The sequence below is a fragment of the Brevundimonas sp. NPDC058933 genome, from assembly GCF_049315965.1.
Lineage (GTDB): Bacteria > Pseudomonadota > Alphaproteobacteria > Caulobacterales > Caulobacteraceae > Brevundimonas.
Map to the genome: position 1 here is coordinate 866,453 of NZ_JBMOSL010000001.1, position 24,293 is coordinate 890,745.

Here is a 24,293-nt window from a genome sequence, read left to right on the forward strand (position 1 = left end):
CCTCTCGCGCGTCGATCAGACACGCGGAAGGGACCGCTGGCGCGGCTGGTTTTCACTTGTCGTCACACGAGTCACCTCGACCGCTCGGCACATCCCGACCGCGCGGAGAACGACGGCGACAGGCAGGTCTCCTGGCTCGCGGATCAAGGCCGGTGCGCGTCGCCTTCCCAGAAGTCGTTCAGGCCGTAGCCTTCCGGACCGCCAGTGGCGTATGACGCGCGGGCTAGCCGCTTACAGTTGCGGGAACAGCCGGAGTTTCACACTCCGTTCCCTTTTGATCCCCTTTCGGGGAACCTGACGCGACCGTGGCAGTAGGGCCGCGCGCGCATCAGGTCAACTGGCAGGTCAACCGGAGAGACAAGCATGACCATCACCCTGGTCCTCGGCGGCGCCCGCTCGGGAAAAAGCGCCTACGCACAGAGACAGGCGGAACAGGCGGCGGCGAAATGCAACCGCGTCCCTCTCCTGCTCGCCACGGCTCAGGCGTTTGACGATGAGATGCACGACCGCATTCGCCAGCATCAGACGGATCGCGGCGACGCCTGGCGCACCCATGAAGTTCCACTCGCCCTGGCCGCCGCTATAGGGGAGCTGACAGCCGACGACATCGTGGTGGTCGATTGCCTGACGCTCTGGCTCAGCAACCAGATGCTGGGCGAGCACGATGTGGCCGCCGCCATGGACGACCTCGCCCAGGCCCTGGCCGCGTGTCCTGCGGACGTCTGGGTGGTCAGCAATGAAGTCGGCTGGTCACTGGTTCCCGACAACCCTCTCGGCCGCCGCTTTCGCGACGAGGCCGGTCGACTCAACCAAAGGATTGCGGCGGTGTCGGACGAGGCCTGCCTGCTCGTCGCCGGCATGAAGCTGGATCTTCAACGCTGCTAGCGGCTGCCGTCCCTGCCGCCTCGCGCTCCTGGCTCAGCACATCTGGAGACAGATTCTGATCGCTCCATTTATCCCCTTCACGCCCAACCTGAGGCAAATCGAACGGAGATGAGATCTCACGGTATGGATCGACATATCCAGAATACGACCGACGTCCTTTGGGGAATCTCCGTTGGCTATATGAACCAGGACGAGCTTCTCTGATTTCGTCAGTTTGAAAGTCGAGCACAGCCCGTCAAGGTCGCTTATAGTCAAGGACTTTACGGGTCTCGCAACAGCAAATACGCACCCCGAGGCGCCGTCAGAGACCCTCAGATCCAGAATACACCATGCATCGTCCCCGGTTCTGAAGAGGATACGTCCGCTGTCCTGATATCCACGAGCCATGCGATCAAGCAATTGATCCATTTCAGCCCGACTACGATGCTTGGAGCAAATAAAGACGCCGCCGGAACCTATCAAGCCAGAAGCCGCCAGCGCCTTGGCGCTGGCGTTCGCTCTGAGCACGCGGCCTTTCAAATCCAGAATGAACCGCGCCCACTCGTCATGCTCGAACCAGGCGTCCGTGTGGCTGCTACAGTATTCCGCCCCGCCAAAAATGGGAGCGAATGAGTAGGGCTCAGGGGCGCCGGGGGTCTGACCTGCGGCTCCAAACGCTCTTGCTGCGTGATCACCGGACGCGCCACCAGGCGCCAGCGAAGCTTCCGAAACAATCATGATCTCCTGCTTCCGCTTTTGACGCCCGAAAGACGAGCCGCTCAAAGGATGCCTGTTAGCTATCGACGCATTCTGGCCATGTTCAAGGAAAAAAGGGGAAATTATCGTTTTAGTTCAAGATGAAAAAACACGACTTTCTATGTTTACGCAATTCATCAAGCAAGAACACCGCTTCGCATTCCTTTGATCATGGAGATGATATCTATGTTTTCACAAAGGATTAACCACTTCGCTCAGGACACGTCAGGATGGCGATATATCAATAGTTAAGACATCCTCGTAGTTGCCACCCATCTGCCCAGTAATGACCCCCAGAACGAAATCCATGGGCAGCGCCACTCCTGCAAGGGTTCGCGGCGGATCAATCGATGTCGCCCACAGACCTGAGAGATCAACGTTCTGTCCGTCCAACTGAACTGTATAGGGCACGACGGTGGCGTTCTCCGCCTTCTCCAGCCGGTGCATCACCCCGCCGTGCTCCGACCGGATCGACAGGACGGACGGCGCATTGGCGCGAACCTGAACAAAGATGCGACGCGTCGCGCCGGTGACCGCCTCGCCAAAATCGACGACCTCGACGCTTGATCCCGTGCCGAACGCGCCCGCCGCGCCTGCAAGGTTCAGTTGGGCTCGCGGGGTCGACTGCAGCGCCAGACGCATGGGAATGGGCGGCAACAGTTCGATCCCGTCGATATTCCTGACCAGAAGCCGAAGGTTCACGCCGTATTCGCCCGCGTCGGCCACGGCCTCCTGAACGACGACAGCATCCAGTTGAGCGACGCCTTTTGCTCCTGCCGTCAAAAGATACTGGAACACGCCCTTCTGCACGTCAGCCGCTTGCACCCCCGAGGATTCCCGAGGGCGAAACTGCACTCCGACCTCGCCCAGAACGGCGCTGGTCACCTCAATGCCGGCTTCATCCGTAAAGGACAGCCGCAGGTCGCAATCGGTCTCGCCCCTGTTCTCGAACGCAACGTCCAGGGCGCCGGGCGTAGGCGCCACAGCAAAGGGATTGTACTCGATCCGAACAGTCTGAGGCCCCTCGACCAGAGCCAGGTCGCAGGCGTCAGCGGCCGTCGCGCCGCCCATCAGGGCCAGGGCCGCACAGGCCATCCGCCAGAAGGCCCGTCGCACGCCCCTCTCAGAGCGGAGGCCGAGACGCTTTGATTTCGCCGACATCGATAATTCCTTCCACATTGTCGGGAATGACGAACTCCCCGAGCGTTTCCCCCTTAACAACCAACCGATAGCGGCCCGGCGCCATGCCGTCGGCGACGAAGCGGCCGCCTCGGTTGGTGAAGAACGGCTTGCCGGGCGCGTCTTCAGGGGCGTCCGTCGCCAGGATCACGCCGCCGATCAGGGCGATCGGCCCCTCCGGAGACATCAGCACGCCGCGAGCCGTATAGGAGGCGTCGCTGCCAACCACGAACCGGTAGCCATTGCCAAATCCGGGGAAGGTGTTGATGACGCCGCTGCCCAGATCGTACCCGGATGGTACGGGATCCACATCGAGCTCATAGCGGCGCACGCCATATCCGCGATCAATCCCGGCGAGCGCCGGCCCGAACCAGCCGCTCTGCGCGACGGGGTAGCCGCTGGAGTCCGTCAGGCTGACGCGAGCGTTCTTGAGCGTGGGGTGCCGCGTGGCGATGACGAAGCCTTCTCGCGCCGCGCGACCCATCCCGAAGGCCCCGTCGGCGTAGCCGATAAGGGTCGACAACCGCCACAGGGATTCCTGCCGCGTCGTCCCGCCCGGCACGGTGGAGACTAGTCGGTTGGAGATGATCTCCGCGTCGAAACGGTTATTGATATACCGCAGATCGCCTGAAAGGGTCTGGTTGTTCCGGTCCTCGGAAAACCGGATATCCCCGCTCAGATCATTGAGCCGCCCCGACGCCGAACGGGAAAGTCCGACCTCGCGGAATTCGTTCTGACTATCGTAGCGCGCGACGCCGCTCCACCGGCCTCCGAACCGGGTCGTCAGGGTCAGGCCAAAGCGGGTTTCCTCGACGCCGTTGCTGGTGGCCCCGCGCTGCCAAGCCAGATTGACGCCGAACTTGCGGAAGGTCCGGCCGATCGACACGCTCAGATCGGTCCGGTCGTCTTGCTGACGCCCCTTCACGAAGGCGGCGCCGAGACTAAGGGAATAGGCCTTGTAGCGGACCAGGGCCTGTCCCGCGGCCCGCCATTGCTCGCGGTTGAAGGCCGAGTTCTCGAAGGCCGTCTGGAAGAACTTGCTCGTGGCCTGGGCGGAGGCCACCAGCCGCAGATCGATGTCGCGCGCCAGCGTCGCCTCGCGCATGTAGTCGAGCGAGACAATATAGCCCTGAGCGCCGGTGTCGCCGTTATGGCTGACGGCTGCGCCGGCCTGGATAAGGCCCAGCCGATTTCCCCAGGTCGCCAATCCGCCGACCTGGCCGCGCCCATCCGCCCATTGGGCGTTGGCGCCCAGGGTCAGGGCGTCGGTGATGCCCTTTCGAACAAAGCCCGTCGCGGCCACGGTCGAGCCGTACTCCAGCTGACCGCCCTCCTCCAGCACCCCGGCAGACACGCCGAAATCCAGAACCCCGGGGTCCAGCAGGCCCGCCCCGCCGAACAGGTCGAAGACGGCGATCTCGCGCTGGCCGCTATCTTCTTCGACCAGCAGCCGCACCGTGTTCGCGCCCTGGCCAAAGGGAAAGTCGGACAGCGAATAGGGACCTGCCTCCAGCCGGATACGCTCGACGATCACTCCGTTGACCTCGACCACGACCAGGGCCGGACGATCCAGAATAAACTGGCGACGCCCCGATGGCCGCACGTTCTGAAACGGGCGGATGGTTGAATAGGCCCGCGCGGCCGACAGACCCAGAAAGCGCCGCGACCCCTGAAAGCTCTCGACCGGCGGGGCGAACTCGCCTGCTGTCAGGCGAACAGCGGACTGGAACAGGTCCTTTGAAAGCCGGATTTCGCGACGACGCCAGCGCTGGTCCTGGCTGCCGCCGTCATAGTCGACCCCCGCCGTCAGGGTGACGCCGTCGAAACCGCCAAGATTGGCGAACATGTCGATGCCGCCAGCGAGCGGCGCGAAACGCCCCTGATCATGGGAGTAGAGCTGGGCCAGGCTGATATTGGCCCCGGCCGCGAAATGGGCCGGCTGATCGAAGGCCGCCGGATCGATCACCTCGTTGCGGGCGAAACTGACATCCCGCCGCGCCCGGGCGTCCACGGCCAGTTCCGCGACGAAGGTCAGGGATAGCGGATCGAAAGCGAGGGAGAACCCCTCCCCTCGCAAGTCGGCCATGCTGACGCGCTGCTGCGAAGCAATGACGGCCGTCAGGCGATCACGCACAACGGGCGAGACCTTTCCTCCAAGAAGGTCCATCAAGGCGCCGGCGTCGATGAGACCCTCGCCCTGCATGTCCACCTCGCCGCTGATATCGCCAATGTAGCGCCCGTCGAGCGTCAACGGCCCTTGAATAGGCGTCAGCACGGGTGTCGGCCGCGCGCTGGGCGCCTCATCCTGGGTTCCGCCGGTCGCCGCGCCGCTCGTGGGGGGAACGGCCGGCGCGGCGCCGGCGGCGAGCAGGTCGTTGGAGGCGTCCCGCTCGATCAAGACCGTCACGGCGGTCGGCGATTCCGCCGCCTCGACGGAATAGTCACGCGCCGTGCGCACCACCTCGTCGGCGGCGAGCGGCGCCTCCGCGCGACCAGGCGAGGCGACGCTGCCGCCAAGGCAGGCCGCTACGCCGAGGCGCCGCCAGGTCGGGCTGCGACGGGCCATATCACAGCAGGGCGATCGACGCCGTCACGTCTCCGCTGGCGCCGGCCGCCAGGGCCGCCGGAATACGGATCTGACGCACAGCGCCGCCCGCGATCACGCTGACCTCGCCGACATCGACGTCGGCGGCCGGCACCTCGTGCGCTTTTCCGTCCGCCGTGGTGAGGGTGAATCGCGCCTCTCGCAGATGGGCAAAGCCCGTTCCCGTGTTCCGCGCCGACAACAGGACGTCGCCGTTCGCCGCCCGCGAGACCGAGGTCACCTCGACCGCTGCGCGCGCGTTGGCCGGCGCGACAAAGACATAGGTGTTGATGGTGAAGGCCACCTTGATGTCAGCGCCGGCTTCGCCTTCCGCTGTCGTCGTCTGCATGTTGATCGGCAACTGGGCCGCCCGGACCAGATACATGCGGCCTTCACTGCTCGCTTCGCCCAGATAGCGGACCTGGACGACCTGCTCACGGTTCGGCGGAATGACCGACTGGACCGGGAAGACGACGATATCGTTCTCCTCCGGCGTCAGGCTGCGGACGCCGGCGTCGTCGACCCGCATTCGATAGACCTCGATCTCGACCGTGGCGGCGGCGGCGCTGTCGTTTCGCACCGTCAAGCGGTAGCTGGAACCGTTTCCGGACGGCGTGATTTTCGCGACCATGGGAGACACGTCCATGGCGCGGCCTTCGCCTGGCGATCCCAGGCTCAAAACCAATGCGGCGACAGCGGCCGCAACTATCTGCAATCTCATGACTGCATCCTCCCCTGCAGATTGGCGCGCAGAAAGACGGGGAGCCGCTCCATCGGCTCCCCGTCTCGCTTTCCGGTCAGGCCGGGTTCAGCGCGAAGGTAAAGACTTCCGTATAGGTGCCAGCCGGGGCCGATGCGGCGCCGGGACCAGAGGGCGCAGCCGCGCAACCCGAAGAGCCAGGGTTGGTCGGATCGCCTTGGGTTCCACCCACGCCGGGACCGCCCGGAACATTGTAGCAGAGGTTCAGGAACAGGTCGGCGAAGATGCCGTCAGCCAGGGCCTGGCTGTAGCCGCCCGAGTTGGTGACGATCGCCGGGCTGCCGGGATAGGTGTCGACTGCGGCGAAGCCCAGGGCCGGGACGCCCTGCACAACTAGGTCCCAGTCATAGTTGATCAGCACGCCGGCCGGAGACTTGAAGTCGCCGTTCTGGGCGCTCGACGTCAGCTTGGCGCCCGTGGCCGCGTTGCAGGACATGCGCAGGGTGGTGACTTTCTGACGGACGCCGTTGGCGACAGCGGCATTGCCGCCGGCCACATTAGCCAGGCCGATGCCGCAGAAGTCGGTGACGCTGGTGGTCACAGTCACGTTAGTCTGAGCGCTCGATACAGCAGGAATGGCGAGTAGTGCAGCAGCGGCAGCAGCCGCGAAGACAAGATTACGCATGATATCCTCCAGGTTATTATGTTTGAAAATACCCGGCCCACCCTCTTGCTCAGGAGCCGGACAATGCGGACGGTCACCACATTGAGGCTATCTAGAGCCAACCTCTGACGACCCGCATCGCATCGGCGGTCCGTCTTGGTTGCCTAGTCAATTTTGCTGGTTCAAAGCGCTGACGCGACGACGATCATCGGGTCGGAGACTGCTCTGGCCGGGTAAGGCCGCTCGGCCGAGGATGCGCCCGTGATGCTGTCGGAACGACGACAGCCCAAAAAAGAGACCCTCCGAAAAACTTCGAAGGGTCTCATATTATTTTTCTTTATATCAAAGACTTACAAGAACCATCAGCAGCAATGCCGCACGGCTCCCGAAACGTCTGAATTATTCCCACTCGATTACACAAATTACCCCAAGCCGCTGATCGGCTTGGGGTTTTTTCTCGCATATCGGTCGCCGGACCGATTGAATAACCGACAAACGGGAAGTATTCTGAAAACATTCAGAAAATTCTAAGCAATAACATTTGCGTGAATTCGTCATCTTTTGCGGTCTATCGGACTTTCTGAGCACCGAGATGCAATGCAACGAGTTCGATTCGCCTTGCCACTTTGCACCATCACTCGGACGTACACTGTATCTCATGCGCATGTTCGTCGTCGAGCTTACCGGCTCGATCGTATGGCGATAGCGACAAGCGTCGTCGATGCCTGTCATGCCGCGCTCGACGACCGGAATGCAAACGCCGCACTGGCTTTGCGGCCGACGGCGTCCTGATTTTCGACGACGGCGGGACTGGCCGATCGGTCTTTCGCCACGAGGACGACAGATGGCGGATTACGCACATCCGTTGGTCCTCGGACGCGGTGCCCTGATCTCGCGATCAGGCGGCGGGAGTCGCTGACGCTCCCTTCTGGGCGAGCCAGGCGTCGATCAGGGTGATTTCGCGCTCCTGAGCCGAGATCACCGCCTGGGCCAGGTTCCGCGCTTGGGCGTCCTTGCCTTGCGCGAGCTCCACACGGGCCATCGAGACGGCTGCGACGTGGTGACCTCGCATCTGCGTCATGAAGTCGATGTCCGCGTCCCCGGTGAAGGGAGGCATCGCCTCCATCATCGTGTTCATCGATGCCTTGTAGCCTTGGGTGGCGACGGAGTCGCCGGGCGCAGGCGCAGCCATGCCGCCCTCCATTCCGCCATGGGCGTCCGCCGCTGCGGCGGCCTCAGGCGCGGCTACGGCGGGCTCTTCGGCTTGCGGGGAACAGGCCGTAGCCAAGGCGCAGGCGGCGAGGACGAGGCTGATGCGTTTCATGACGGCTCCTTGGGATCCGAAGTTAGCGACCAGGAGGGCCCATTCGTTCCGCCAACTCTACCGTCCGGCCCGCGCCAAGAGCTCGATCAGCTCGCCGGCCTTGGCCTTGCGATCCTCGGGATCGTCGCCGGTCATGGCGCCCATGACGCAGTGGTCGAGGTGATCCCGTAGCACTTCGGTCTCCACGCGATGGAGCGCGGCTCGAACGGCCTGAAGTTGGGTCAGCAAGTCGACGCAATACCGGTCATCTTCAACCATGCGGGAGATTCCCCGCACCTGGCCTTCGATCCGGCTGAGCCTGTTGAGGACTTTGGGTTTCGTGTCGGTTTGCATGCGGCCTGTCCTCCTGAGCGCCCCCATATACCCCAGACGGGTATCTTGCGATATACCCCCCATGGGTATATGTGAGCCCTTCGGTCAGCCGGAGAGAGCGACATGTCCACGCATCCTCACAATCATGCCTCGGGTCACGCCTGCTGCGGGGCGAAGGCCTTGGATGGCGCGGCTACGGTCAAGGATCCCGTCTGCGGCAAGTCGGTCGATCTCACGACTACCGCTCACCGAGCCAGTCATGGCGGTCAGGACTATTTCTTCTGCTCGGCGGGGTGCCGGACCAAATTCATCGGCGATCCGATGCGTTACCTGAACCCTCGCGTGGAGGCCGAGCCGGCCGTTCCCGGCGCCATCTACACCTGCCCGATGCACCCCGAGATCCGGCAGGAAGGCCCAGGCTCCTGCCCGATCTGCGGCATGGCGCTTGAGCCGGAGACGGTCACGGCGGAAGCCCCGCCCAACCACGAGCTGATCGACTTCACCAGACGCTTTTGGGTTGGTCTGGTCCTGACCCTGCCGGTCTTCGCCCTGGAAATGGGCGGACACCTGGCCAATCTCCACATGTTCATCCCGGGCCAGATGTCGAACTGGATCCAGTTCGCTTTGGCGACCCCCGTGGTTCTCTGGTGCGGCTGGCCCTTCTTCGAGCGCGGCTGGACATCGCTGCGCACCCGGCGGCTGAATATGTTCACCCTGATCGCCATGGGGGTCGGCGTGGCATGGCTTTACAGCGTCGTGGCCGTCGTCGCGCCAACCCTGTTCCCGCCCGCCTTCCTGAAGGCCGACGGAAGCGCGCCGGTGTATTTCGAGGCGGCGGCGGTCATCACCGTGCTGGTCCTCGTCGGGCAGATTCTGGAACTGCGCGCCCGCGAACAGACGTCGGGCGCGATCCGAGCCCTGCTGGACCTCACGCCCAAGACCGCGCGCCGAATCCGGGCGGACGGCGTCGATGAAGATGTCTCGCTTGACCAGATCGCCGTCGGCGACCGCCTGCGGGTAAGGCCCGGAGAGAAGATCCCGGTCGATGGCGAACTCCTGGAGGGTCGGGTCGCTGTCGACGAATCCATGGTGACCGGCGAGTCCATGCCGGTGACCAAGGATGTCGGCGACCGCGTCGTGGCCGGCGCGCTCAACAAGACCGGATCCTTCATCATGCGCGCCGACAAGGTGGGCGCCGACACCCTGCTGTCGCAGATCGTCCAGATGGTGGCCCAGGCCCAGCGCAGTCGCGCCCCGATCCAGCGGCTGGCCGATACGGTCTCCGGATGGTTCGTTCCCACGGTGATCGCGATCGCCCTGCTCGCCGCCGTCGTCTGGGGCCTGGTCGGTCCCGAGCCCCGTTTGTCCTACGCCCTGGTCGCCGCCGTTTCGGTGCTCATCATCGCCTGTCCCTGTGCGTTGGGTCTGGCGACGCCGATCTCGATCATGGTCGGGGTGGGACGTGGCGCCCACGCCGGCGTCCTGATCAAAAACGCCGAGGCGCTCGAACGCTTCGAGAAGGTCGACACTCTCGTTCTGGACAAGACCGGCACCCTGACGGAGGGCCGTCCGTCGGTAACGGCGATCCTGCCCGCCCTCGGCTTCGTTGAAGCCGACATCTTGCGTCTTTCGGCCAGCCTCGAGCGGGGCAGCGAACATCCGTTGGCCGACGCGATTGTCCGGGCAGCCAAGGACCGGGACATCCCCCTTACCGAGGCCGTGGACTTCGACAGCCCGGTCGGTCGCGGCGTTCGCGGGACGATTGAGGGCCGCCAGGTCGCCCTGGGCAACACCCGTTTTCTCGGCGAGCTTTCGATCGACGTCTCCGCGCTGGAGCCGAAGGCGGAGGCCCTTCGCCACGACGGCGCCACCGCCATATTCGTGGCGATCGACGGAAAGGCGGCCGGGGTCATCGGCATCGCCGATCCCATCAAGGCCACCACGCCGGCTGCGATCCTCGCGCTGAAAGCGGCCGGTCTGCGGCTGGTGATGATGACCGGGGACAACCGGACGACGGCCGAAGCGGTCGCGCGTCGCCTCGGCATCGACGAAGTCCAGGCGGAGGTTCTGCCGCAGGACAAGGCGTCTGTCGTTCAACAGCTTCGTTCGCAGGGTCGGATCGTCGCCATGGCGGGGGATGGCGTCAACGATGCCCCTGCCCTCGCCGCAGCCGATGTCGGCGTCGCCATGGGGGCGGGTTCGGACGTCGCCATCGAGAGCGCCGGCGTCACGCTGCTGGGCGGTGATCTGCAAGGCATCGTGCGCGCACGGCATCTGTCCCGTGCGGTGATGGGCAACATCCGCCAGAACCTCGTTTTCGCCTTCGGCTACAACGCCCTTGGCATCCCCGTGGCGGCTGGCCTGCTTTATCCCGTCTTCGGCTGGCTTCTCTCGCCTGCCCTTGCGGCGCTCGCAATGGCGCTCTCCTCGGTCAGCGTCATCGGCAATGCGCTGAGACTGCGCGCGGTGAGGCTTTAGCCAAGATAGGCAATCAACAGTCCGCCCACCCACCTAAGGGAGGAACCGGCTGTGACGGGCCGGATTGATTTAGACGCTGACCGCAGTCTCCAAGCATTCGCAGCGGCAGGCGATGACGAACTGAAATTTCTGAAGAGGATACGGACGATGTCTCATCAACAGATGGACCACGGCGGTCAAGGCAACGCTCGTGGACTTGGCCCTTACCGAAGCCTGTACCTGGAGTTGGCGCTCGACTTCGTCATCATGTACCTGGTCATGTACACGATGATCGCCACGCTCGGTCACTTCTATCTCAACCTGAACAACGTCTACATGACCCTGATGATGGTCGCGCCGATGGCGGTCCTCATGCTCGTCTTCATGCGGTCCATGTACCCGTCGCGCAAAACAAACCTGGCCATTGGCGCGGTCGCGGCCGTGATCTTCGTCGGCAGCTTCATCGGCATGCGCACCCAGGCGTTCGTTGGCGACGACGAATTCCTGCGATCGATGATCCCGCACCATTCCGGGGCCGTGTTGATGTGCGAGCAAGCCTCCCTGACAGATCCGGAGATCATCGCTTTGTGCGACGGCATCGTGCGTGGTCAACAGGCGGAGATCGCCCAGATGCAGGCGCTCCTCGAGAAGCGTCGCCGCTGACCCCGGCGTGCGGGGGAAGGCCTCAGCCGCCGCCCGCTTCCTCTTCATGAGGGACGCGGTCGTGTGGCGCGTAGAGAAGCAGAAGGCCGGGACCGGCCAAACGTCTGGAGACTGAGTATGCGTTACTTCCACCCCGCGCCCTTCATCGCCGTCGCGGCGGTCGTGGCCTTCGCCGCCGGACCGGCGGCGGCCCACGCTCGCCTGGTCAGCGCCACCCCGGCGCCCGACTCCACCGTGGCCGCGACCCGGACGCTGACCCTGACCTTCAGCGAACGCAGCGTTCCCGCCTTTTCCGGCTTCGACGTCGTCAATGCGGCGGGGGAGAAGATCGCGATCCGCACCTCGGTGGCCGAGGACGGCAGGACCCTCACGGGCGCGCTGGCTCGCCCGCTGGCCGCCGGCGCCTACCGTGTCGACTGGCGTATCGCGTCGAGCGACGGCCACCGCATGACGGGATCCTACGCCTTCACGGTGCGCTGACGCCGTGCTGGAAGTCGCGGTCATCGCGCTTCGCTGGCTTCAATACGGCGGCGGCGTCGTCCTTCTCGGCGCGCCGCTGTTCCTTCTCTACAGCTTCAAAGACGCCGACGCGCCGAACCTGGAATGGTCGCGACCGACATTGCGCCTCGCCGCGATCATCGTCGCGCTCGGCTCGCTCGCCGCCCTGGTGGCACAGACGGCCGTCATGGCGGGGTCGCTGGGCGAAGCCGTCAAACCCGCGTCCCTGTCCTTCATGGTCACCGGCACGGCCCTGGGCATGGCGATGGTCGTGCGGGCCGCCGCCGCCTTGCTTGGGCTCGTCGCCTTGATCGCCCTGAAACCCGGTCGCGCGCTCTGGAGCGTGACGGCCGCCTTGGGTCTGATGGTGGCCGCCAGCTTCGCGTGGACGGGTCACGGCGCGGCCACCGAGGGCCCTGGCGGGCCCCTCCATCTTGTCGCCAACATCATTCACGCGGTGGCAGCGGCCTTGTGGCTGGGCGCCCTGGCGGCGTTGACGGCCCTGCTTCTGCGCCGAGCCGGTCCGGACGACCTTGCAATCCATCGCGCCCTGCATGGCTTCGCCGGCCTTGGAACGCTCGCGGTCCTGTTGCTGGTGCTGACCGGTCTCGTGAACAGCTGGTTCCTGATCGGTCCCGAGCGCGTGGCGTCGATCGCGGGCAACCTCTACGGCCAGCTTCTGGTCGCCAAGCTCGTCCTCTTCGGTTTGATGCTTGCGCTGGCGGCGAGCAACCGGTTCCGGCTGACGCCGACACTGGGCTCTGCGCTGGAGACGGGCCAACCCTCCGTCGCCGCCATGAGCGCGCTCCGGCGCAGCCTGTTGATCGAAACGGGTCTGGGACTCGCCCTGATCGGCGTCGTGGCGGTCATGGGAACCCTGCCGCCCCCGGCGTCTCTGTAGGCTCGATTGCAATGATCAAAATGAGATCGTCGCTCCGCCGACCGTTGAAGTATGATCAGACAATGCCGTTCCTGCGTCATGACCTCGTCCGACTGACGACCGCGCTGCTCGCGGCGTTTGCCATGCTGTTCGTGTCCACCGCTTCGATCGCCTGCGAAGCTCCGGTCGATCCGGATATGGCGTCCATGTCGATGAGCGGCGACGGCGTCCCGTGCGAGCCGAAGACCGTCAGGATCTCATGCCATAAGGCGTGTCTGGCCATCTGCCAGGGCCTTGTCCCCCAGGGCGGTGAATCCACCCCCGCACGGGTCTATGCGTCTGTCCTCTATCCATCCCTTGATGCGCGGCATGCCGATTTCACCGTGGAGGCGGACGACCCGCCCCCACGACGCTGATCCTGTTGAAGATGACCGAACTCATTCAATCAAACAGAGATCAAAACCATGAAACGCACTCTCACCCTCGCAGCCCTGGTGCTGCTGGCTTCCGGTTCAGCCGCCTTCGCGGCCGCGCCGGACGCCGTGGCGCAGGCCGTATGCGCTTGCTGCGACGCTATCGCAGCCTGCGCGGAAGCCTGCACCTGCTGCTGATCGTATGATCGGGGACGCCCGCCCGCGAGGGCGGGCGTCTTCTCGATGTTCCTCACCGACGTCGCAGGGCCGGCGACCCGCTGGCGCGGGCCTGAGCGTCAGCCGGGCGCGCGCGACGACCAGTGAATGTGGTGGATGCGCCAGCCGTCGGCATGGCGTTTGAGGACCATGGTTTCGGTCGTCAGGCGGTCCACGGCACGGCCGTTGAATTGGCCCGTGGTGCGGCCTTCGCTGGCGATCCAGGCGATGTCCCCATCGGCCCATCCCGATCTGCGCGTCACCGTCGCTTCAGAGGCGGCGGCGAAGGCGGCGTCCGAGCCCAGGTGATGGGACGCATACTCGTCGCGCGATCGCTCCGCGCCACCCTCCTCGAAGATCATCACATCCGGCGCCATAATTGCCAGGGCGACGGCCGTGTCGCCGGCCTTCAGGGCGACGTGAAAGGCGTCGACGGCCGCCGCCGCGTCCGCAGCTTCCGCGGCGACCGAGCCGGCGGCTTGGGCATGCCCGTGGGCGTGGTCCTGGGCGAAGGCGGGTGTCGCCGAAAGAACGGCGAGCGACAGGACGAGGGCGAGAGAGGTGCGGGACATGGCGAACTCCGGATTGTGGGTGATCTGAACGGGCTGAGCGCGATCTGCGTCAGGCCGGCGGGTTGTGGCGGGCGAACACGCGGGTCGCGCCCGAGCGAAGCACCAGCAGGGTGTCGTAGGGCTCCTTGCGCCCCTGCGGCGTCTCCATGCCGGGCGAACCGAGCGGCATGCCCGGGACCGCGACGCCCACCGCCGCCGGTCTCTCGGTCAGCAGTCGAATGACGTCCGGGGCCGGCACATGACCCTCGACCAGATAGCCATCGATCAGACCGGTATGACAGGAGGCGAGCGCGTCCGGCATGCCCCGGCTGCTCCGGACCGATTGAAGGCTTGGAAGGACGGTGATGGTGGTGGTGAAGCCCGCCTGGCGCATGTGCGCGATCCAAGCATCGCAGCAGGCGCAGGTGGGCGTCTTGAAGACCGTGAGGTTTCTGGACGGACGGGTCTGGGCGCAGGCGGACCCGCCCATGCCGATGAAGACGGCCGCGCCCATGAGTAGACGACGGTTCAGATTGGCGGGATTCAAAAGGGTTCTCCCTGATCGCTGTGGACGGATCGCTGCGCCTCGACAGGGTCGGCGCGCTGCGGCGCCAGCCGCGCCCGCAACCACCGTCGGCCAGGCTGCTCGACGAAGACATGGATGGCGGCCGCGGCGGCGAGCGTCAACACAAGCATGGCGGCCAGTTCGACCAGGCCCATTCGATAGTCCGCACCCCAGCCGGAGAACGCCTGCGCCGCATTGCGCCACACCATCAGGATGGGGATGTGGACGAGATAGAGGGCGAACGACGCTTCGCCGGCGAACAGAAGGACGGGGTGAGACAGGAAGGTCCGGACCGGAGCCTTGGCCAACAGGGCGAGCGACAGGATGAAGGGACCGGCCGCCGCCACGATGACCCGGTCGTCGGCGCCGATCTGCATGAGCGTCAGCAGCAGGGTCGTGGCGACCAGGGCGCCCATGAGGGACATTCGCGGCGAAGGCGTCCAGCGCTGACCGAGATAGTAGAGGCCAATGCCGTAGAGGAATTCGGGAATGATGCGCAGGATCCCGAGGCTGTCCTCAGCCCGAGGCAACATCCGGCCGAACCAGGCGCGGTAGAAGGCGTCAAGGGCAACGAACAACAGCATGGCGAGGGCGATCAGGACCCACGGCCTGGCCCGCAGCCGGAGCGCGAGGGCGGCATAGGCGGGGAAGGCCAGATAGGCGAACCACTCCGCCGACAGCGACCAGGCCGGTCCGTTCCAGAGCGCCATGCTCTCTCGCGGGAACCACGCCTGGACGAGCAGAAGGGTGCCCGCGAAGTCGACGGGATTGAACCGGCCAGGCTCCAGCCCGACACCGAACACAGGCGCGATCAGCACCAGCCCAAGCATGGCCAGGAGGATGAACAGGTGAGCCGGATATATCCGGGCGAGGCGCGCCGCCAGGAATCGACCGTAGTTCGGGGCCCGGTCTCCCTGCAGGTAGACGTGGGTCAGGATGAAGCCCGACAGGATGAAGAAGACATCCACGCCCAGGCGCGCGCGGTTCAGCAAGCCCGCGCTCTCCGCCGGGAGCGTCCAGTAGAGCTGGAAGTGAAACAGCACGACGCCGAGGGCGAGAAAGAACCTCACGCCCGTGAGTTGATCGAGCACGTCGGGGAATGGAACCCGCGTGGGCCCTGATCTGTCGCTCACGTCTTTTCCCCGGACGACAGGGCGCGTCCCGGTCGTTCTCTGGTATCTACGCGGGCGACGGCTCGTCCCCTCGTGAGGGGACCGGAAGGCTGGCGCGTATGGCAGATGGGGCGTGACGCAGGTGCGCAATGACTGACGACATGAATGAACTGATCGCAGCGGTCGGGCCGGGCGACGCCGGCCGGCTGGTCGGCATGGAAGACGCGGTCTGGGTGCGGATCGGCGAACGCAGGGAGCGCGCCCGCATGGGTCAGGTCCGGGTCGCCGCCGTTGCGCTCGCTCTGGTGATCGGCGTCGCGAACGGAGGGCTGATGCTCATGGCTCCACGGCCGGAGCCGTCCGAGATGCGGATTTTCACCGTCTCGGCGGGCTTGTCGCCTCTCTCCGGCCTGGACGTTCGGGGATGAGAGCCTCCTGGAAGTCGATCGTCATCACGGCCATCCTGGCCGCGCTGGCCAGCGGCGCGGCGACCTGGGCGAGCGCGACCTGGGTCATGCGGGAGCGGCAGCCGCCAAGCCTGCACAGCGTCGTCCATGAGAAACTCGACCTGAGCCCTGAGCAGGATCGACGGCTCGACGTGGTCGAAGCCCGGTTCGCCGCTCTGCGGCCGGCGCTCGAAGCGGAAGTGCGCGCGGCCAATCGCGAACTGGCGGCCGCCATCGCCGCCAGTGACGGCGACACGCCCCAGGTCCAGGCCGCGGTCGATCATTTCCACGCCGCCATGGGCGATCTGCAGAAGGCGACAATCACCCATGTGTTCGAGATGCGATCCGTCCTGACCCCGGCGCAGGCCGAGGTGTTCGACGCCGCGGTCGTCGAGGCCCTGCACGACGACGCCGGCTAAGCGGCGCGCGTGTGTGCTGAGCAGAGCATCGAGGCCCGTGCGGCGACCGGAGACCGGGCCGCCTTCACCGCCTTGATGGCCGCCACAAAGGCCGATCTCTACCGGTTCGTGCGCCGCTATGTCGGCGACGAGTCCGAAGCGCATGACGTGCTTCAGGAAAGCTATGCGTCCGCCTGGCTCGCCCTGCGGCGGTATGATCCGGCGCGGCCGTTCGACGTCTGGCTTCGCTCCATCGCCCTCAACAAATGTCGAGACTGGGGCCGGCGGCGCGCGGTCCGCCGGGTTGTGCGCGGCGTCATGGGCCTGGAGGCGCCCGAGGCGGCGGCGGTGGGCGACGATGCGCCGTCACCCGAGACACGGCTGGACGATCAGCGCAGGGCCGAAGCTCTGCAACGCGCCTTGCGGGACCTTCCCGACGCCCTGAAGGGGCCGCTTCTGCTCGCCACGCTCGAGGGACGGTCTCACGCCGAGATCGCCTCGATCCTCGGTATTACGCCCAAGGCGGTCGAGACCCGCGTCGCCCGCGCCCGCAAGACCTTGACGGCGGCTTTGGCCCAAGCTTCCGGCGGAAACGCTTGACCTTGCCCTGATGGGAAGATGCACAAGCTGCAATCCCGACGTCTGCGGCATCCTGACGCGAGGGATACGCCGCCCGGCCGCGTATCTGAACGAACGGCTGAATAGCCCGACCAAGGAATTTCTCGCCTATGTCCACGCCCCGCCTCGATCGCCGAACGCTTCTCCGTGGCGCAGCCGCCGGCGGCGGGCTGCTGGGCCTGCAGGGTCTGCTCCCCGCCTGGGCGCAAACCGGATCGGCGGGACTGCGGGCGGATCTTCCGACGCTGACGGGACCGAACATCGACCTGACCGTCGGACACACGCCCTTCACCGTGGGCGGCCGCACCGGCCATGCGGTGACCATCAACGGCGTTCTGCCGGCGCCGCTGCTACGCCTTAGAGAAGGCCAGAACGTCCGGCTAGCGGTGACCAATACGCTGGACGAGGACACCTCAATCCACTGGCACGGCCTGCTCGTCCCGTTCCAGATGGATGGTGTTCCTGGCATCAGCTTCCCCGGCATCAAGGCCCGTGAGACCTTCGTCTACGAGTTCCCGATCAAGCAGTCGGGCACCTTCTGGTATCACAGTCACTCTGGCCTACAGGAGGCGATGGGTCACTACGGCCCAATCGTGATCGACCCGGCGGGCGCCGATCCGGTCGCCTACGACCGCGAGCATGTGCTGGTCCTGTCGGACTGGAGTTTCATGCATCCGCACGAAATCCTGGCCAAGCTGAAGAAGAGCCCGGGTTACTTCAACCAGCAGCGCACCACGCTGGCGGGGCTCATGGACGGCAGCGACCGCATGAGCCTGGAGGAACGGCGCATGTGGGGCCAGATGCGGATGGACCCGCGCGACATCCTCGACGTCAGCGGGTCGACCTACACCTATCTGATCAACGGCCATGGACCGCAGGAGAACTGGACCGGCCTGTTCCGGCCCGGCGAGCGGGTGCGGCTGCGCATCATCAACGCGTCGGCCATGTCCATCTTCAACGTTCGCATCCCGGGCTTGCCGATGACCGTGGTGCAGGCCGACGGCGAGAACGTGCGCCCGGTCGAGACGGACGAGTTCCAGATTTCGGTCGCCGAGACCTACGACGTCATCGTCCAGCCGACCGAGGACCGCGCCTACACCATCGTCTCCGAAGCCATCGACCGGTCCGGCATGGGCCGGGCGACCCTGGCGCCGCGCCTGGGCATGACCGCCGAGGTCCCTCCCCTGCGAGAGGTCCCGAACCTCACCATGCGCGACATGGGCATGGGCGGAATGGATCACGGCGCGATGGCCGACATGTCCGGTATGGATCATGGCGCGATGGCCGGCATGGACCACGCGGCTCCGGCCCAGAACGCGCCCGCGGCCGGCGAGATGGCCGGGATGTCCATGTCGGGCATGAACATGCGCGATCCCGAGAACGCTCCGCCCGACATGGCGGTGGGCGTCGGCGTCGATGCGATCGCCATGGATCCCGCCAACCGTCTGGGTGAGCGTCCGATCGGTCTCACTACAGTCGATCATCGCGTCCTCGTCTACACCGACCTGGTGTCGCTCCAGCCGAACAAGGACCCGCGCCCCCCGTCTCGGACGATGGAGATCCACCTGACAGGCAACATGGAGCGGTTCATGTGGGGCTTCGACGGCCGAAAGTTCAGCGAACTGGTCGAACCGATCCGCTTCGAGCGCAACGAGCGGGTGCGGGTGACCCTGGTCAACGACACCATGATGGCCCACCCGATCCATCTGCATGGTCATTTCTTTGAACTGGTGACCGGCGGACCCACCGGTCACCAGCCCCTCAAGCATACGGTCAACGTCGCGCCCGGCGGCAAGGTGACCTTCGATCTGACCGCCGACGCGCCCGGCGACTGGGCCTTCCACTGCCACATGCTGATGCACATGCACGCCGGCATGTTCAATGTTGTGACGGTGCGGCCCATGGACGGAGCCGCGTCATGAGCCGCCTCGCCGTCGCCCTCGCCCCGCTGGTGCTCGCCGTCAGCGCCTTCAGCGCCCAGGCCCAGGACACTCACACGGGCCACACTATGCCGGCGACCGCGGCGCCGACACGCCCCGCGCCAGCACCGCGGCCCACGCCACAGGCGCCGGCCCGACCGGCGCAGGATCCGCACGCCGGTCACGTCATGCCGCCCGCGCAGACGCCGCCCGCCGCGGATCCGCATGCAGGCCACCAGATGCCGGCGCAGCCCGCGCCCGTAGACCCGCACGCGGGACACCAGATGCCGGCGGCGACGCCCGGCCAGGCTGATCCGCACGCGGGCCACGACATGTCGGCCATGTCGCCCGCGCAGACCGACCCTCACGCCGGGCATGACATGTCGACCATGAGCATGGGGCCGCCCGATGTGGCGACCAGCGCCGACAATCCCGGCCGTCCTCCGGAGGACCCGCTCCCGGCCGCCGCCCTGGCCGGCCCTGCCCACGCCGCCGATCTCGTCTTCGGCGCCGAGGCCATGGCCGCCTCTCGCCGGACCCTGATTCACGAAAACGGCGACGTCCGCACCACGGCCGTCATTCTCGATCGCCTCGAAGCCGGCTTCGGCGACGACGGCGAGACCTACCTCTGGGACGTCCAGGGCTGGACGGGCGGCGACATCAATCGCTTCTGGTGGAAGTCCGAGGGCGAAGGCGACTTCGGCGGCGAGCTCGAGGAGGCTGAAGTCCAGGCGCTCTACAGCCGCGCGGTCACGCCCTTCTGGGACGTTCAGGCCGGCGTGCGTCAGGACTTCCGGCCCGACGGCGAGGACACCACGCATCTGGTCCTCGGCCTGCAGGGCCTGGCGCCCCATTGGTGGGAAGTCGACGCCGCCGCCTTCCTGTCGACCGACGGCGACCTGACCGCCCGCGTCGAGGCCGAATACGACCAGCGCATCACCCAGCGCCTGATCCTTCAGCCCCGCCTCGAAATCGACGCTTCAGCCAGCGACATTCCGGAACTGGAGATCGGTTCGGGCCTGTCCTCGATCGAGGCGGGCCTGCGACTGCGCTACGAATTCCGCAAGGAGTTCGCCCCCTATGTCGGCATCGAGTGGAGCCGCGCGTTCGGCGATACCGCCGACTACATCGAGGCCCGAGGCGGCGAGACCGACGACACCCGCTTCGTCGTCGGCCTCAAGGCCTGGTTCTAACCGAAGGAGACCACCCCATGATGATCCGCACTCTCGTTGTCACCGCCGCCCTCGCGTTCGCTGGCGCCGCCGCCGCCCAGGACCCGCATGCGGGTCACGCTATGCCGGCCCAGGCCGCTGTGCCCCAATCTGGCATCACGACCGTCCCTGCGAATGGCGCGATGACCCAGGGGTCGCCCGAGCGGTTCAGCGTCACCTTCCCCCACGCCATGGTCCTCAAGACCGTCGCCCTCTCCGCCGAGGGGCAGGCTCCGGTCGACGTCACTGTCCCCGCCGCACCGGCCGCCGCCACCGTCGGCGTGGCTCTTCCGCGCCTCGCGCCGGGCACCTACACTGCCGCCTGGACCGCCGAAGGCCCGGACGGTCACAAGATGTCCGGCTCCGTCAGCTTCATGATTCACTAGGAGAACGACGATGAAAGTTTCCAACCTGCTGGCCGCCGCCGGCGCGATCGTGACCCTGAGCGCCGGCGCGGCCCTCGCCGCCGAGGGCTGCGAGTGCTGCAAGGACATGGCCGCGGACGCCGCCATGAGCTGCTGCGACGAGATGAAGACCGAGCCCGCCCCGCCCGAGCCGACGCCGCCCGCCCCGGCGCCGTCGGATACGCCCGCGCCTCAGGGCCACGCCGACCACAACTGATCGTCGCATCGATGGTTTCCGGCGGTTTCCCGTGGGGGAGCCGCCGGACGCCTCAGTTCTGGATAAGGCGGATCAAGTTTCCGTCCGGGTCGATGAGCGCGCCGATCCGCAGTCCCGACTCCTCAAGCTTCGGCGCGTGCAGGCGGGGGTGGCCCCAGCTGGTTTCCGGCAATCCTGAAACGACGCACCCTGCGTAAAACCCGTCCAGGTCGTCCAGCCGCAGGCAGCAGCCGAAGTTGCTGGTCAGCGGATCCACGTCCGGATGCGGGAAGAACTCCAGCGTCAAACCGCCTCTTTTCAGGATCATCCAGCCTTTGTCGCGCCAGTCCTGGTCGAAGCCCAGTCGAGTGTAGAACTGGGACGTAACTTCGAAATCCCGCGACGGTAGGTTGGGCGTGGCGTGGTCGGTCACGGCGAACTCCGGGAATGCAGCAATGCCGCCGTAGCCTAGCTGCAACACCCCTTGCCATCTACCTGGATCGGCGGACACGGCACGTCGGCATAGGAGCAGAACACGCAGCAGTCGCCGGGTAGGGGCTTCAGCTTCACGCCGCAGCCGAGACAATCGTAAAACCAGATGCAGGCGTCGGTGGGCATGGTCTCCGTCGCAACATGACCGCAATCCGGGCAGGTCAGCGTCGAGTCTAGAACGATGGCCCGGGTCATCGCATGGCCGCCAGTCGCGGCATGACCCACGGCTCGATGTACGGCTGCCAGGCCATGGAAAGGACGATCAGCAGACTGGCGATCACCAGCAGCCAGAAGGCGAGCCGCGAAGGGTGGCGGCAGGCCCCGTCTTTCCGACACATCCGCAGGCGACGCCAATGCAGCAGCCAGCCCGCGGCCAGGATGACGGCGGCCAGAAGCGTCAGCCAGTTCCGCGCACCCGCGATGACCGCGGCGCCGGCGAAGGATACGCCCGCCACGGACAGAGCCAGAGGCAACACGCAGCACGCGGCCCAGGCGAACACCGAGGCGACACCGCCGAGGGCGGCCGAGGCGCTGATGGCGACCTCGGGCATGCGGGGCCGGTCGTAATCGATGGCCATAGGACCTCCCGTTCGATTTCTGCTACAGGCTACAACCCGTAGCCGCTACGGGATCAAGAGCCATGTCCGCACGAAGTTTGACGATCGGGCGCCTCGCTGACAGCGCCGGGGTGAACCTGGAAACGGTGCGCTACTACGAACGTATCGGGCTGATGCCCGCGCCGGCCCGGACCGAGGGCGGCCACCGCAGCTATGAGCCGGAACACGCCCAGCGTCTGCGCTTCATCCGCCGGTCGCGCGAACTGGGCTTCGGCATCGACGCCATTCGGCGCCTGATCGCGCTGAGCGAGCCGGGCGTTCAGGCGTGCTGCGAAGTCCGCGACATGGCCCAAGACCACATCGCCAGCGTGGACGCCAAGATCGAGGATCTGCAGAGGCTACGGAAAGTGCTGAGGCAGGCTGTGGCCGACTGCAGTGAAGGCGGACGGGTTAGGTGCCCGGTGATTGATGAGCTGGGCTCGAGCTAGCGTCGAAGCTACGACCCTGTGCCGATGACAGCGGTCAGCCTCAGTGCCGTGAAGGCCTGATCGACGCGGCCGCCTCGCGGCAAGCATCTTCGCAACGCCGGCATTCTTCGGCGCAGATACGGCAATGCTCGTGCATCTCGGCGTGCTTCTCGCACTCGATGGCGCAGTCGGCGCAAGCCTCGGCGCAGGTCTCGAGCATGCGCTTGATCAAGGCCTCGTTGCTGCCGGCGCGCCGCACGGCGAGCCCGGCCGTAGCCAGACAGACATCGGCGCAGTCGAGATCGAGCCGGATGCACTGGGTCAGGTCCCTGACCATCTCCTCGGCCAGGCAGGCGTCAGCGCAGATGCGGCATACGGCGGCGCAGCCGTAGCCCGCTTCGATCGCGCGAATGAGGCTGTCGTTCACGCTGCCGCGTACGTCGGGGTGGGTGCTGATCATTGGTTGGATTTGCATCGGAGGCTCCCTCGGGTGATCGGGATCCAACCCCGGCGCCGGGACGATGTTCCGAACGGCGACGCCTCCCGACCTCGTCAAACCCGTACTTCGCCGAGCCGAGATCATGTGGAAATGCGGTGGACCGGACATCAGGGGCCGGCCGGCGACCTCAAGCTCACATGCATTCGACCACGGATCACTGAACCGCTTGCGATTTGGATCTCCGCACTTGCCCGCGAGTTCATCTACAATCGGCGGCGCAACCGAGATTGTGGGGTCGGCGGGCTCCGGAACAGAGAGGCGCTGGTCTTGAGCCAGGGACGTAATGCGTCGGCCCGGGCGCGCCGGGCCGGCCTCGTCCTCGCTGCCCTCGAGGGCCGAAGGCTCGTCTTCGCGAGCGGGCCCGCGCGAAAAGTCAGCCTGTTGGTCGCGCGCGCCGTGTTGCGCCTTATACGGCCGGGCGGAGGCCGTTGCCGCTCACATGCAGTTTTTGGCGCCTTCGGGGCCCCGCAAGCGTCGGCGGGCTAGCTCTCGACGCCACGGTTCGCCGCAGCGGACGCTTCGCCTCCGGCTTCCGCCGGCTCCTCAATCCCGTCGCCCATGACCATTCCACGGGGATCAGCGCTTGCGTGACCGGCCTCGTACGGTCGCGATACGTCAGCGAAGGCATGGTTGCGAGACCCCGGGCGCCTCAGGCGAACGGATTCGCTTGGCCGGGCCGGCCGAGCAGGGGGCTGTGTCCTGCCCGGGCGGGTGCGGGCCTTCTACCAGAGGTTCCGCTGCGATATGGGCGGACTTAGCCGGCGCTCAACGCCTGGGCGACGTCAGGTCAGGGCGCGACAACTGCGCCCGTCGCCAAACCGGCCCGCGCCCGCCATGGTGGGATTTGGACTCCCAAGGAGCGCTCACTTTGGTTCAAACTCGCCCGCGCTTGTCCCGCCGGACCCTCGTGTTCGGCCTGCCCCTGGTCGCCGTGGCCGGCCCGGCCCTCGCCGCGCCCCCGAAACGGATGATCGCCTACAAGACGCCATGGTGCGGCTGCTGCGGCGGCTGGATCGCCCACATGCGCCAGGCGGGCTGGAACGTCGAGGTCGTCGAGCGCGAGGATCTCGCCCCGATCCGGGCCCGGCATGGCATTCCGGACCGCCTCGCCTCGTGCCACACAGCGGTGGTCGGCGCCTACGCCATCGAGGGCCATGTTCCGTCGAGCGATGTCGAGCGGCTGCTCGGCGAACGCCCCGCCGCCCGCGCACTAAGCGCGCCCGGCATGCCGGCGGGCTCGCCGGGCATGGAGGCCGCCGGGCGCGAACCCTATGCGACCGTCCTGATCCTCAACGACGGTTCGACCCGCGTGTTCGGTCGCCACAACGGGGCCTGAGAAGGCGCACCG

30 protein-coding genes and 1 riboswitch are annotated in these 24,293 nt (G+C 66.2%); of the genes, 16 read left to right on the plus strand and 14 right to left on the minus strand.

Features of this window, described 5'->3' with window-relative positions; all coding sequences use genetic code 11:
• Positions 1-104: 104 nt before the first annotated feature.
• Positions 105-313: riboswitch (cobalamin riboswitch) on the minus strand.
• Between the two features lie 50 nt (positions 314-363).
• Positions 364-885, plus strand: a complete 522-nt coding sequence (cobU, locus tag ACOZBP_RS04215; RefSeq protein WP_422675192.1) for a bifunctional adenosylcobinamide kinase/adenosylcobinamide-phosphate guanylyltransferase — start codon at positions 364-366, stop codon at positions 883-885.
• A gap of 33 nt (positions 886-918) precedes the next feature.
• On the opposite strand, the gene ACOZBP_RS04220 is transcribed toward cobU, so the two are convergent.
• The 7 genes from ACOZBP_RS04220 to ACOZBP_RS04250 all read right to left on the minus strand — a co-directional run bounded on the left by ACOZBP_RS04220 (position 919) and on the right by ACOZBP_RS04250 (position 8,404).
• A complete protein-coding gene (locus ACOZBP_RS04220) occupies positions 919-1,602 on the minus strand; it encodes a helix-turn-helix transcriptional regulator (RefSeq protein WP_422675193.1) in 684 nt (227 codons plus the stop codon).
• A gap of 243 nt (positions 1,603-1,845) precedes the next feature.
• On the minus strand, positions 1,846-2,736 hold the full coding sequence (locus ACOZBP_RS04225) for a hypothetical protein (RefSeq protein WP_422675194.1): 891 nt from the start codon (positions 2,734-2,736) through the stop codon (positions 1,846-1,848).
• A 7-nt stretch (positions 2,737-2,743) separates the two neighbouring features.
• Positions 2,744-5,365 (minus strand): fimbria/pilus outer membrane usher protein, encoded by a 2,622-nt coding sequence (locus tag ACOZBP_RS04230; RefSeq protein WP_422675195.1) that lies wholly within the window; start codon positions 5,363-5,365, stop codon positions 2,744-2,746.
• Position 5,366: 1 nt separating this feature from the next.
• The gene (locus tag ACOZBP_RS04235; RefSeq protein ID WP_422675196.1) at positions 5,367-6,104 is read right to left on the minus strand and encodes a hypothetical protein; all 738 of its coding nucleotides are present in this window, start codon (positions 6,102-6,104) and stop codon (positions 5,367-5,369) included.
• A 76-nt stretch (positions 6,105-6,180) separates the two neighbouring features.
• A complete protein-coding gene (locus tag ACOZBP_RS04240) occupies positions 6,181-6,768 on the minus strand; it encodes a hypothetical protein (RefSeq protein ID WP_422675197.1) in 588 nt (195 codons plus the stop codon).
• Positions 6,769-7,645: 877 nt separating this feature from the next.
• Entirely contained in the window at positions 7,646-8,071 is a 426-nt protein-coding gene (locus tag ACOZBP_RS04245; protein ID WP_008259726.1) for a DUF305 domain-containing protein, read from the minus strand.
• 57 nt (positions 8,072-8,128) lie between these two features.
• Positions 8,129-8,404, minus strand: a complete 276-nt coding sequence (locus ACOZBP_RS04250; RefSeq protein ID WP_040349360.1) for a metal-sensitive transcriptional regulator — start codon at positions 8,402-8,404, stop codon at positions 8,129-8,131.
• A gap of 102 nt (positions 8,405-8,506) precedes the next feature.
• Here ACOZBP_RS04250 and ACOZBP_RS04255 point away from each other — a divergent pair, with 102 nt between their 5' ends.
• From ACOZBP_RS04255 to ACOZBP_RS04280, 6 genes are all read left to right on the plus strand, one after another.
• Complete coding sequence (locus tag ACOZBP_RS04255; protein ID WP_040349359.1) at positions 8,507-10,861, plus strand: heavy metal translocating P-type ATPase; 2,355 nt, start codon at positions 8,507-8,509, stop codon at positions 10,859-10,861.
• Between the two features lie 162 nt (positions 10,862-11,023).
• Positions 11,024-11,503: a DUF305 domain-containing protein gene (locus ACOZBP_RS04260; protein WP_040349973.1), complete on the plus strand. Its 480-nt coding sequence runs from the start codon at positions 11,024-11,026 to the stop codon at positions 11,501-11,503.
• A gap of 117 nt (positions 11,504-11,620) precedes the next feature.
• The gene (copC, locus tag ACOZBP_RS04265) at positions 11,621-11,983 is read left to right on the plus strand and encodes a copper homeostasis periplasmic binding protein CopC (RefSeq protein ID WP_008260662.1); all 363 of its coding nucleotides are present in this window, start codon (positions 11,621-11,623) and stop codon (positions 11,981-11,983) included.
• A 4-nt stretch (positions 11,984-11,987) separates the two neighbouring features.
• Complete coding sequence (copD, locus tag ACOZBP_RS04270; protein ID WP_422675198.1) at positions 11,988-12,902, plus strand: copper homeostasis membrane protein CopD; 915 nt, start codon at positions 11,988-11,990, stop codon at positions 12,900-12,902.
• Between the two features lie 62 nt (positions 12,903-12,964).
• Positions 12,965-13,297, plus strand: coding sequence for a hypothetical protein (locus tag ACOZBP_RS04275; protein ID WP_040349358.1), 333 nt, complete (start codon positions 12,965-12,967; stop codon positions 13,295-13,297).
• Positions 13,298-13,345: 48 nt separating this feature from the next.
• On the plus strand, positions 13,346-13,492 hold the full coding sequence (locus tag ACOZBP_RS04280) for a hypothetical protein (protein ID WP_164952583.1): 147 nt from the start codon (positions 13,346-13,348) through the stop codon (positions 13,490-13,492).
• A 98-nt stretch (positions 13,493-13,590) separates the two neighbouring features.
• Here the strand turns inward: ACOZBP_RS04280 and ACOZBP_RS04285 are convergent, their stop codons facing one another.
• From ACOZBP_RS04285 to ACOZBP_RS04295, 3 genes are read right to left on the minus strand one after another with little or no spacing between them, the layout of a single operon-like run.
• Positions 13,591-14,082: a YybH family protein gene (locus tag ACOZBP_RS04285; RefSeq protein ID WP_419756318.1), complete on the minus strand. Its 492-nt coding sequence runs from the start codon at positions 14,080-14,082 to the stop codon at positions 13,591-13,593.
• Positions 14,083-14,131: 49 nt separating this feature from the next.
• Positions 14,132-14,608, minus strand: a complete 477-nt coding sequence (locus ACOZBP_RS04290; RefSeq protein WP_084375403.1) for a DUF411 domain-containing protein — start codon at positions 14,606-14,608, stop codon at positions 14,132-14,134.
• On the minus strand, positions 14,605-15,759 hold the full coding sequence (locus ACOZBP_RS04295) for an acyltransferase family protein (RefSeq protein WP_422675199.1): 1,155 nt from the start codon (positions 15,757-15,759) through the stop codon (positions 14,605-14,607). The genes ACOZBP_RS04290 and ACOZBP_RS04295 overlap by 4 nt, the downstream gene beginning before the upstream one ends.
• A gap of 128 nt (positions 15,760-15,887) precedes the next feature.
• On the opposite strand from ACOZBP_RS04295, the gene ACOZBP_RS04300 reads away from it, so the two are divergent.
• The 7 genes from ACOZBP_RS04300 to ACOZBP_RS04330 all read left to right on the plus strand — a co-directional run bounded on the left by ACOZBP_RS04300 (position 15,888) and on the right by ACOZBP_RS04330 (position 20,951).
• Positions 15,888-16,166: a hypothetical protein gene (locus ACOZBP_RS04300; RefSeq protein WP_040349357.1), complete on the plus strand. Its 279-nt coding sequence runs from the start codon at positions 15,888-15,890 to the stop codon at positions 16,164-16,166.
• Positions 16,163-16,603: a Spy/CpxP family protein refolding chaperone gene (locus tag ACOZBP_RS04305; protein ID WP_008264166.1), complete on the plus strand. Its 441-nt coding sequence runs from the start codon at positions 16,163-16,165 to the stop codon at positions 16,601-16,603. The genes ACOZBP_RS04300 and ACOZBP_RS04305 overlap by 4 nt, the downstream gene beginning before the upstream one ends.
• A gap of 9 nt (positions 16,604-16,612) precedes the next feature.
• On the plus strand, positions 16,613-17,182 hold the full coding sequence (locus tag ACOZBP_RS04310; RefSeq protein ID WP_008260971.1) for an RNA polymerase sigma factor: 570 nt from the start codon (positions 16,613-16,615) through the stop codon (positions 17,180-17,182).
• A 128-nt stretch (positions 17,183-17,310) separates the two neighbouring features.
• A complete protein-coding gene (locus tag ACOZBP_RS04315; protein WP_008264371.1) occupies positions 17,311-19,122 on the plus strand; it encodes a copper resistance system multicopper oxidase in 1,812 nt (603 codons plus the stop codon).
• Complete coding sequence (locus tag ACOZBP_RS04320) at positions 19,119-20,312, plus strand: copper resistance protein B (RefSeq protein WP_419756320.1); 1,194 nt, start codon at positions 19,119-19,121, stop codon at positions 20,310-20,312. The genes ACOZBP_RS04315 and ACOZBP_RS04320 overlap by 4 nt, the downstream gene beginning before the upstream one ends.
• Positions 20,313-20,329: 17 nt before the next feature.
• Positions 20,330-20,716 carry a copper resistance CopC family protein gene (locus ACOZBP_RS04325; RefSeq protein ID WP_278069300.1) on the plus strand — a complete coding sequence of 129 codons (387 nt, stop codon included), beginning with the start codon at positions 20,330-20,332 and terminating at the stop codon, positions 20,714-20,716.
• Positions 20,717-20,726: 10 nt separating this feature from the next.
• Positions 20,727-20,951: an ammonium transporter family protein gene (locus tag ACOZBP_RS04330; RefSeq protein ID WP_419756321.1), complete on the plus strand. Its 225-nt coding sequence runs from the start codon at positions 20,727-20,729 to the stop codon at positions 20,949-20,951.
• A gap of 52 nt (positions 20,952-21,003) precedes the next feature.
• Here ACOZBP_RS04330 and ACOZBP_RS04335 read toward each other — a convergent pair whose 3' ends face one another.
• Genes ACOZBP_RS04335 through ACOZBP_RS04345 form a run of 3 tightly spaced genes read right to left on the minus strand, consistent with a single transcriptional unit; the run spans position 21,004 to position 22,000 of the window.
• A complete protein-coding gene (locus tag ACOZBP_RS04335) occupies positions 21,004-21,363 on the minus strand; it encodes a bleomycin resistance protein (RefSeq protein WP_419756322.1) in 360 nt (119 codons plus the stop codon).
• Positions 21,364-21,398: 35 nt separating this feature from the next.
• Positions 21,399-21,617 carry a GDCCVxC domain-containing (seleno)protein gene (locus tag ACOZBP_RS04340; RefSeq protein ID WP_083793340.1) on the minus strand — a complete coding sequence of 73 codons (219 nt, stop codon included), beginning with the start codon at positions 21,615-21,617 and terminating at the stop codon, positions 21,399-21,401.
• Positions 21,614-22,000, minus strand: a complete 387-nt coding sequence (locus ACOZBP_RS04345) for an MFS transporter permease (RefSeq protein ID WP_419756323.1) — start codon at positions 21,998-22,000, stop codon at positions 21,614-21,616. Before ACOZBP_RS04345 ends, ACOZBP_RS04340 begins: the two co-directional genes overlap by 4 nt.
• Positions 22,001-22,062: 62 nt before the next feature.
• On the opposite strand from ACOZBP_RS04345, the gene ACOZBP_RS04350 reads away from it, so the two are divergent.
• A complete protein-coding gene (locus ACOZBP_RS04350; protein WP_040349355.1) occupies positions 22,063-22,467 on the plus strand; it encodes a MerR family transcriptional regulator in 405 nt (134 codons plus the stop codon).
• A gap of 40 nt (positions 22,468-22,507) precedes the next feature.
• Here ACOZBP_RS04350 and ACOZBP_RS04355 read toward each other — a convergent pair whose 3' ends face one another.
• Positions 22,508-22,906, minus strand: coding sequence for a four-helix bundle copper-binding protein (locus ACOZBP_RS04355; RefSeq protein WP_008261099.1), 399 nt, complete (start codon positions 22,904-22,906; stop codon positions 22,508-22,510).
• 946 nt (positions 22,907-23,852) lie between these two features.
• Here ACOZBP_RS04355 and ACOZBP_RS04360 point away from each other — a divergent pair.
• Positions 23,853-24,281: a DUF411 domain-containing protein gene (locus ACOZBP_RS04360; RefSeq protein WP_134581245.1), complete on the plus strand. Its 429-nt coding sequence runs from the start codon at positions 23,853-23,855 to the stop codon at positions 24,279-24,281.
• The last annotated feature ends 12 nt before the right edge of the window (positions 24,282-24,293 follow it).

What these genes read in the sequence shown, in the direction of transcription:
- copC (WP_008260662.1), top strand. Translation starts at nt 11,621, where the DNA reads ATGCGTTACTTCCACCCCGCGCCCTTCATCGCCGTCGCGGCGGTCGTG.
- ACOZBP_RS04330 (WP_419756321.1), top strand. Translation starts at nt 20,727, where the DNA reads ATGAAAGTTTCCAACCTGCTGGCCGCCGCCGGCGCGATCGTGACCCTG.
- ACOZBP_RS04325 (WP_278069300.1), top strand. Translation starts at nt 20,330, where the DNA reads ATGATGATCCGCACTCTCGTTGTCACCGCCGCCCTCGCGTTCGCTGGC.
- ACOZBP_RS04300 (WP_040349357.1), top strand. Translation starts at nt 15,888, where the DNA reads ATGACTGACGACATGAATGAACTGATCGCAGCGGTCGGGCCGGGCGAC.
- ACOZBP_RS04275 (WP_040349358.1), top strand. Translation starts at nt 12,965, where the DNA reads ATGCCGTTCCTGCGTCATGACCTCGTCCGACTGACGACCGCGCTGCTC.
- ACOZBP_RS04250 (WP_040349360.1), bottom strand. Translation starts at nt 8,404, where the DNA reads ATGCAAACCGACACGAAACCCAAAGTCCTCAACAGGCTCAGCCGGATC.
- ACOZBP_RS04240 (WP_422675197.1), bottom strand. Translation starts at nt 6,768, where the DNA reads ATGCGTAATCTTGTCTTCGCGGCTGCTGCCGCTGCTGCACTACTCGCC.
- ACOZBP_RS04320 (WP_419756320.1), top strand. Translation starts at nt 19,119, where the DNA reads ATGAGCCGCCTCGCCGTCGCCCTCGCCCCGCTGGTGCTCGCCGTCAGC.
- ACOZBP_RS04255 (WP_040349359.1), top strand. Translation starts at nt 8,507, where the DNA reads ATGTCCACGCATCCTCACAATCATGCCTCGGGTCACGCCTGCTGCGGG.
- ACOZBP_RS04245 (WP_008259726.1), bottom strand. Translation starts at nt 8,071, where the DNA reads ATGAAACGCATCAGCCTCGTCCTCGCCGCCTGCGCCTTGGCTACGGCC.
- ACOZBP_RS04355 (WP_008261099.1), bottom strand. Translation starts at nt 22,906, where the DNA reads ATGATCAGCACCCACCCCGACGTACGCGGCAGCGTGAACGACAGCCTC.
- ACOZBP_RS04315 (WP_008264371.1), top strand. Translation starts at nt 17,311, where the DNA reads ATGTCCACGCCCCGCCTCGATCGCCGAACGCTTCTCCGTGGCGCAGCC.
- ACOZBP_RS04350 (WP_040349355.1), top strand. Translation starts at nt 22,063, where the DNA reads ATGTCCGCACGAAGTTTGACGATCGGGCGCCTCGCTGACAGCGCCGGG.
- ACOZBP_RS04285 (WP_419756318.1), bottom strand. Translation starts at nt 14,082, where the DNA reads ATGTCCCGCACCTCTCTCGCCCTCGTCCTGTCGCTCGCCGTTCTTTCG.
- ACOZBP_RS04260 (WP_040349973.1), top strand. Translation starts at nt 11,024, where the DNA reads ATGGACCACGGCGGTCAAGGCAACGCTCGTGGACTTGGCCCTTACCGA.
- cobU (WP_422675192.1), top strand. Translation starts at nt 364, where the DNA reads ATGACCATCACCCTGGTCCTCGGCGGCGCCCGCTCGGGAAAAAGCGCC.
- ACOZBP_RS04220 (WP_422675193.1), bottom strand. Translation starts at nt 1,602, where the DNA reads ATGATTGTTTCGGAAGCTTCGCTGGCGCCTGGTGGCGCGTCCGGTGAT.
- ACOZBP_RS04280 (WP_164952583.1), top strand. Translation starts at nt 13,346, where the DNA reads ATGAAACGCACTCTCACCCTCGCAGCCCTGGTGCTGCTGGCTTCCGGT.
- ACOZBP_RS04345 (WP_419756323.1), bottom strand. Translation starts at nt 22,000, where the DNA reads ATGGCCATCGATTACGACCGGCCCCGCATGCCCGAGGTCGCCATCAGC.
- ACOZBP_RS04230 (WP_422675195.1), bottom strand. Translation starts at nt 5,365, where the DNA reads ATGGCCCGTCGCAGCCCGACCTGGCGGCGCCTCGGCGTAGCGGCCTGC.
- ACOZBP_RS04235 (WP_422675196.1), bottom strand. Translation starts at nt 6,104, where the DNA reads ATGAGATTGCAGATAGTTGCGGCCGCTGTCGCCGCATTGGTTTTGAGC.
- ACOZBP_RS04305 (WP_008264166.1), top strand. Translation starts at nt 16,163, where the DNA reads ATGAGAGCCTCCTGGAAGTCGATCGTCATCACGGCCATCCTGGCCGCG.
- ACOZBP_RS04340 (WP_083793340.1), bottom strand. Translation starts at nt 21,617, where the DNA reads ATGACCCGGGCCATCGTTCTAGACTCGACGCTGACCTGCCCGGATTGC.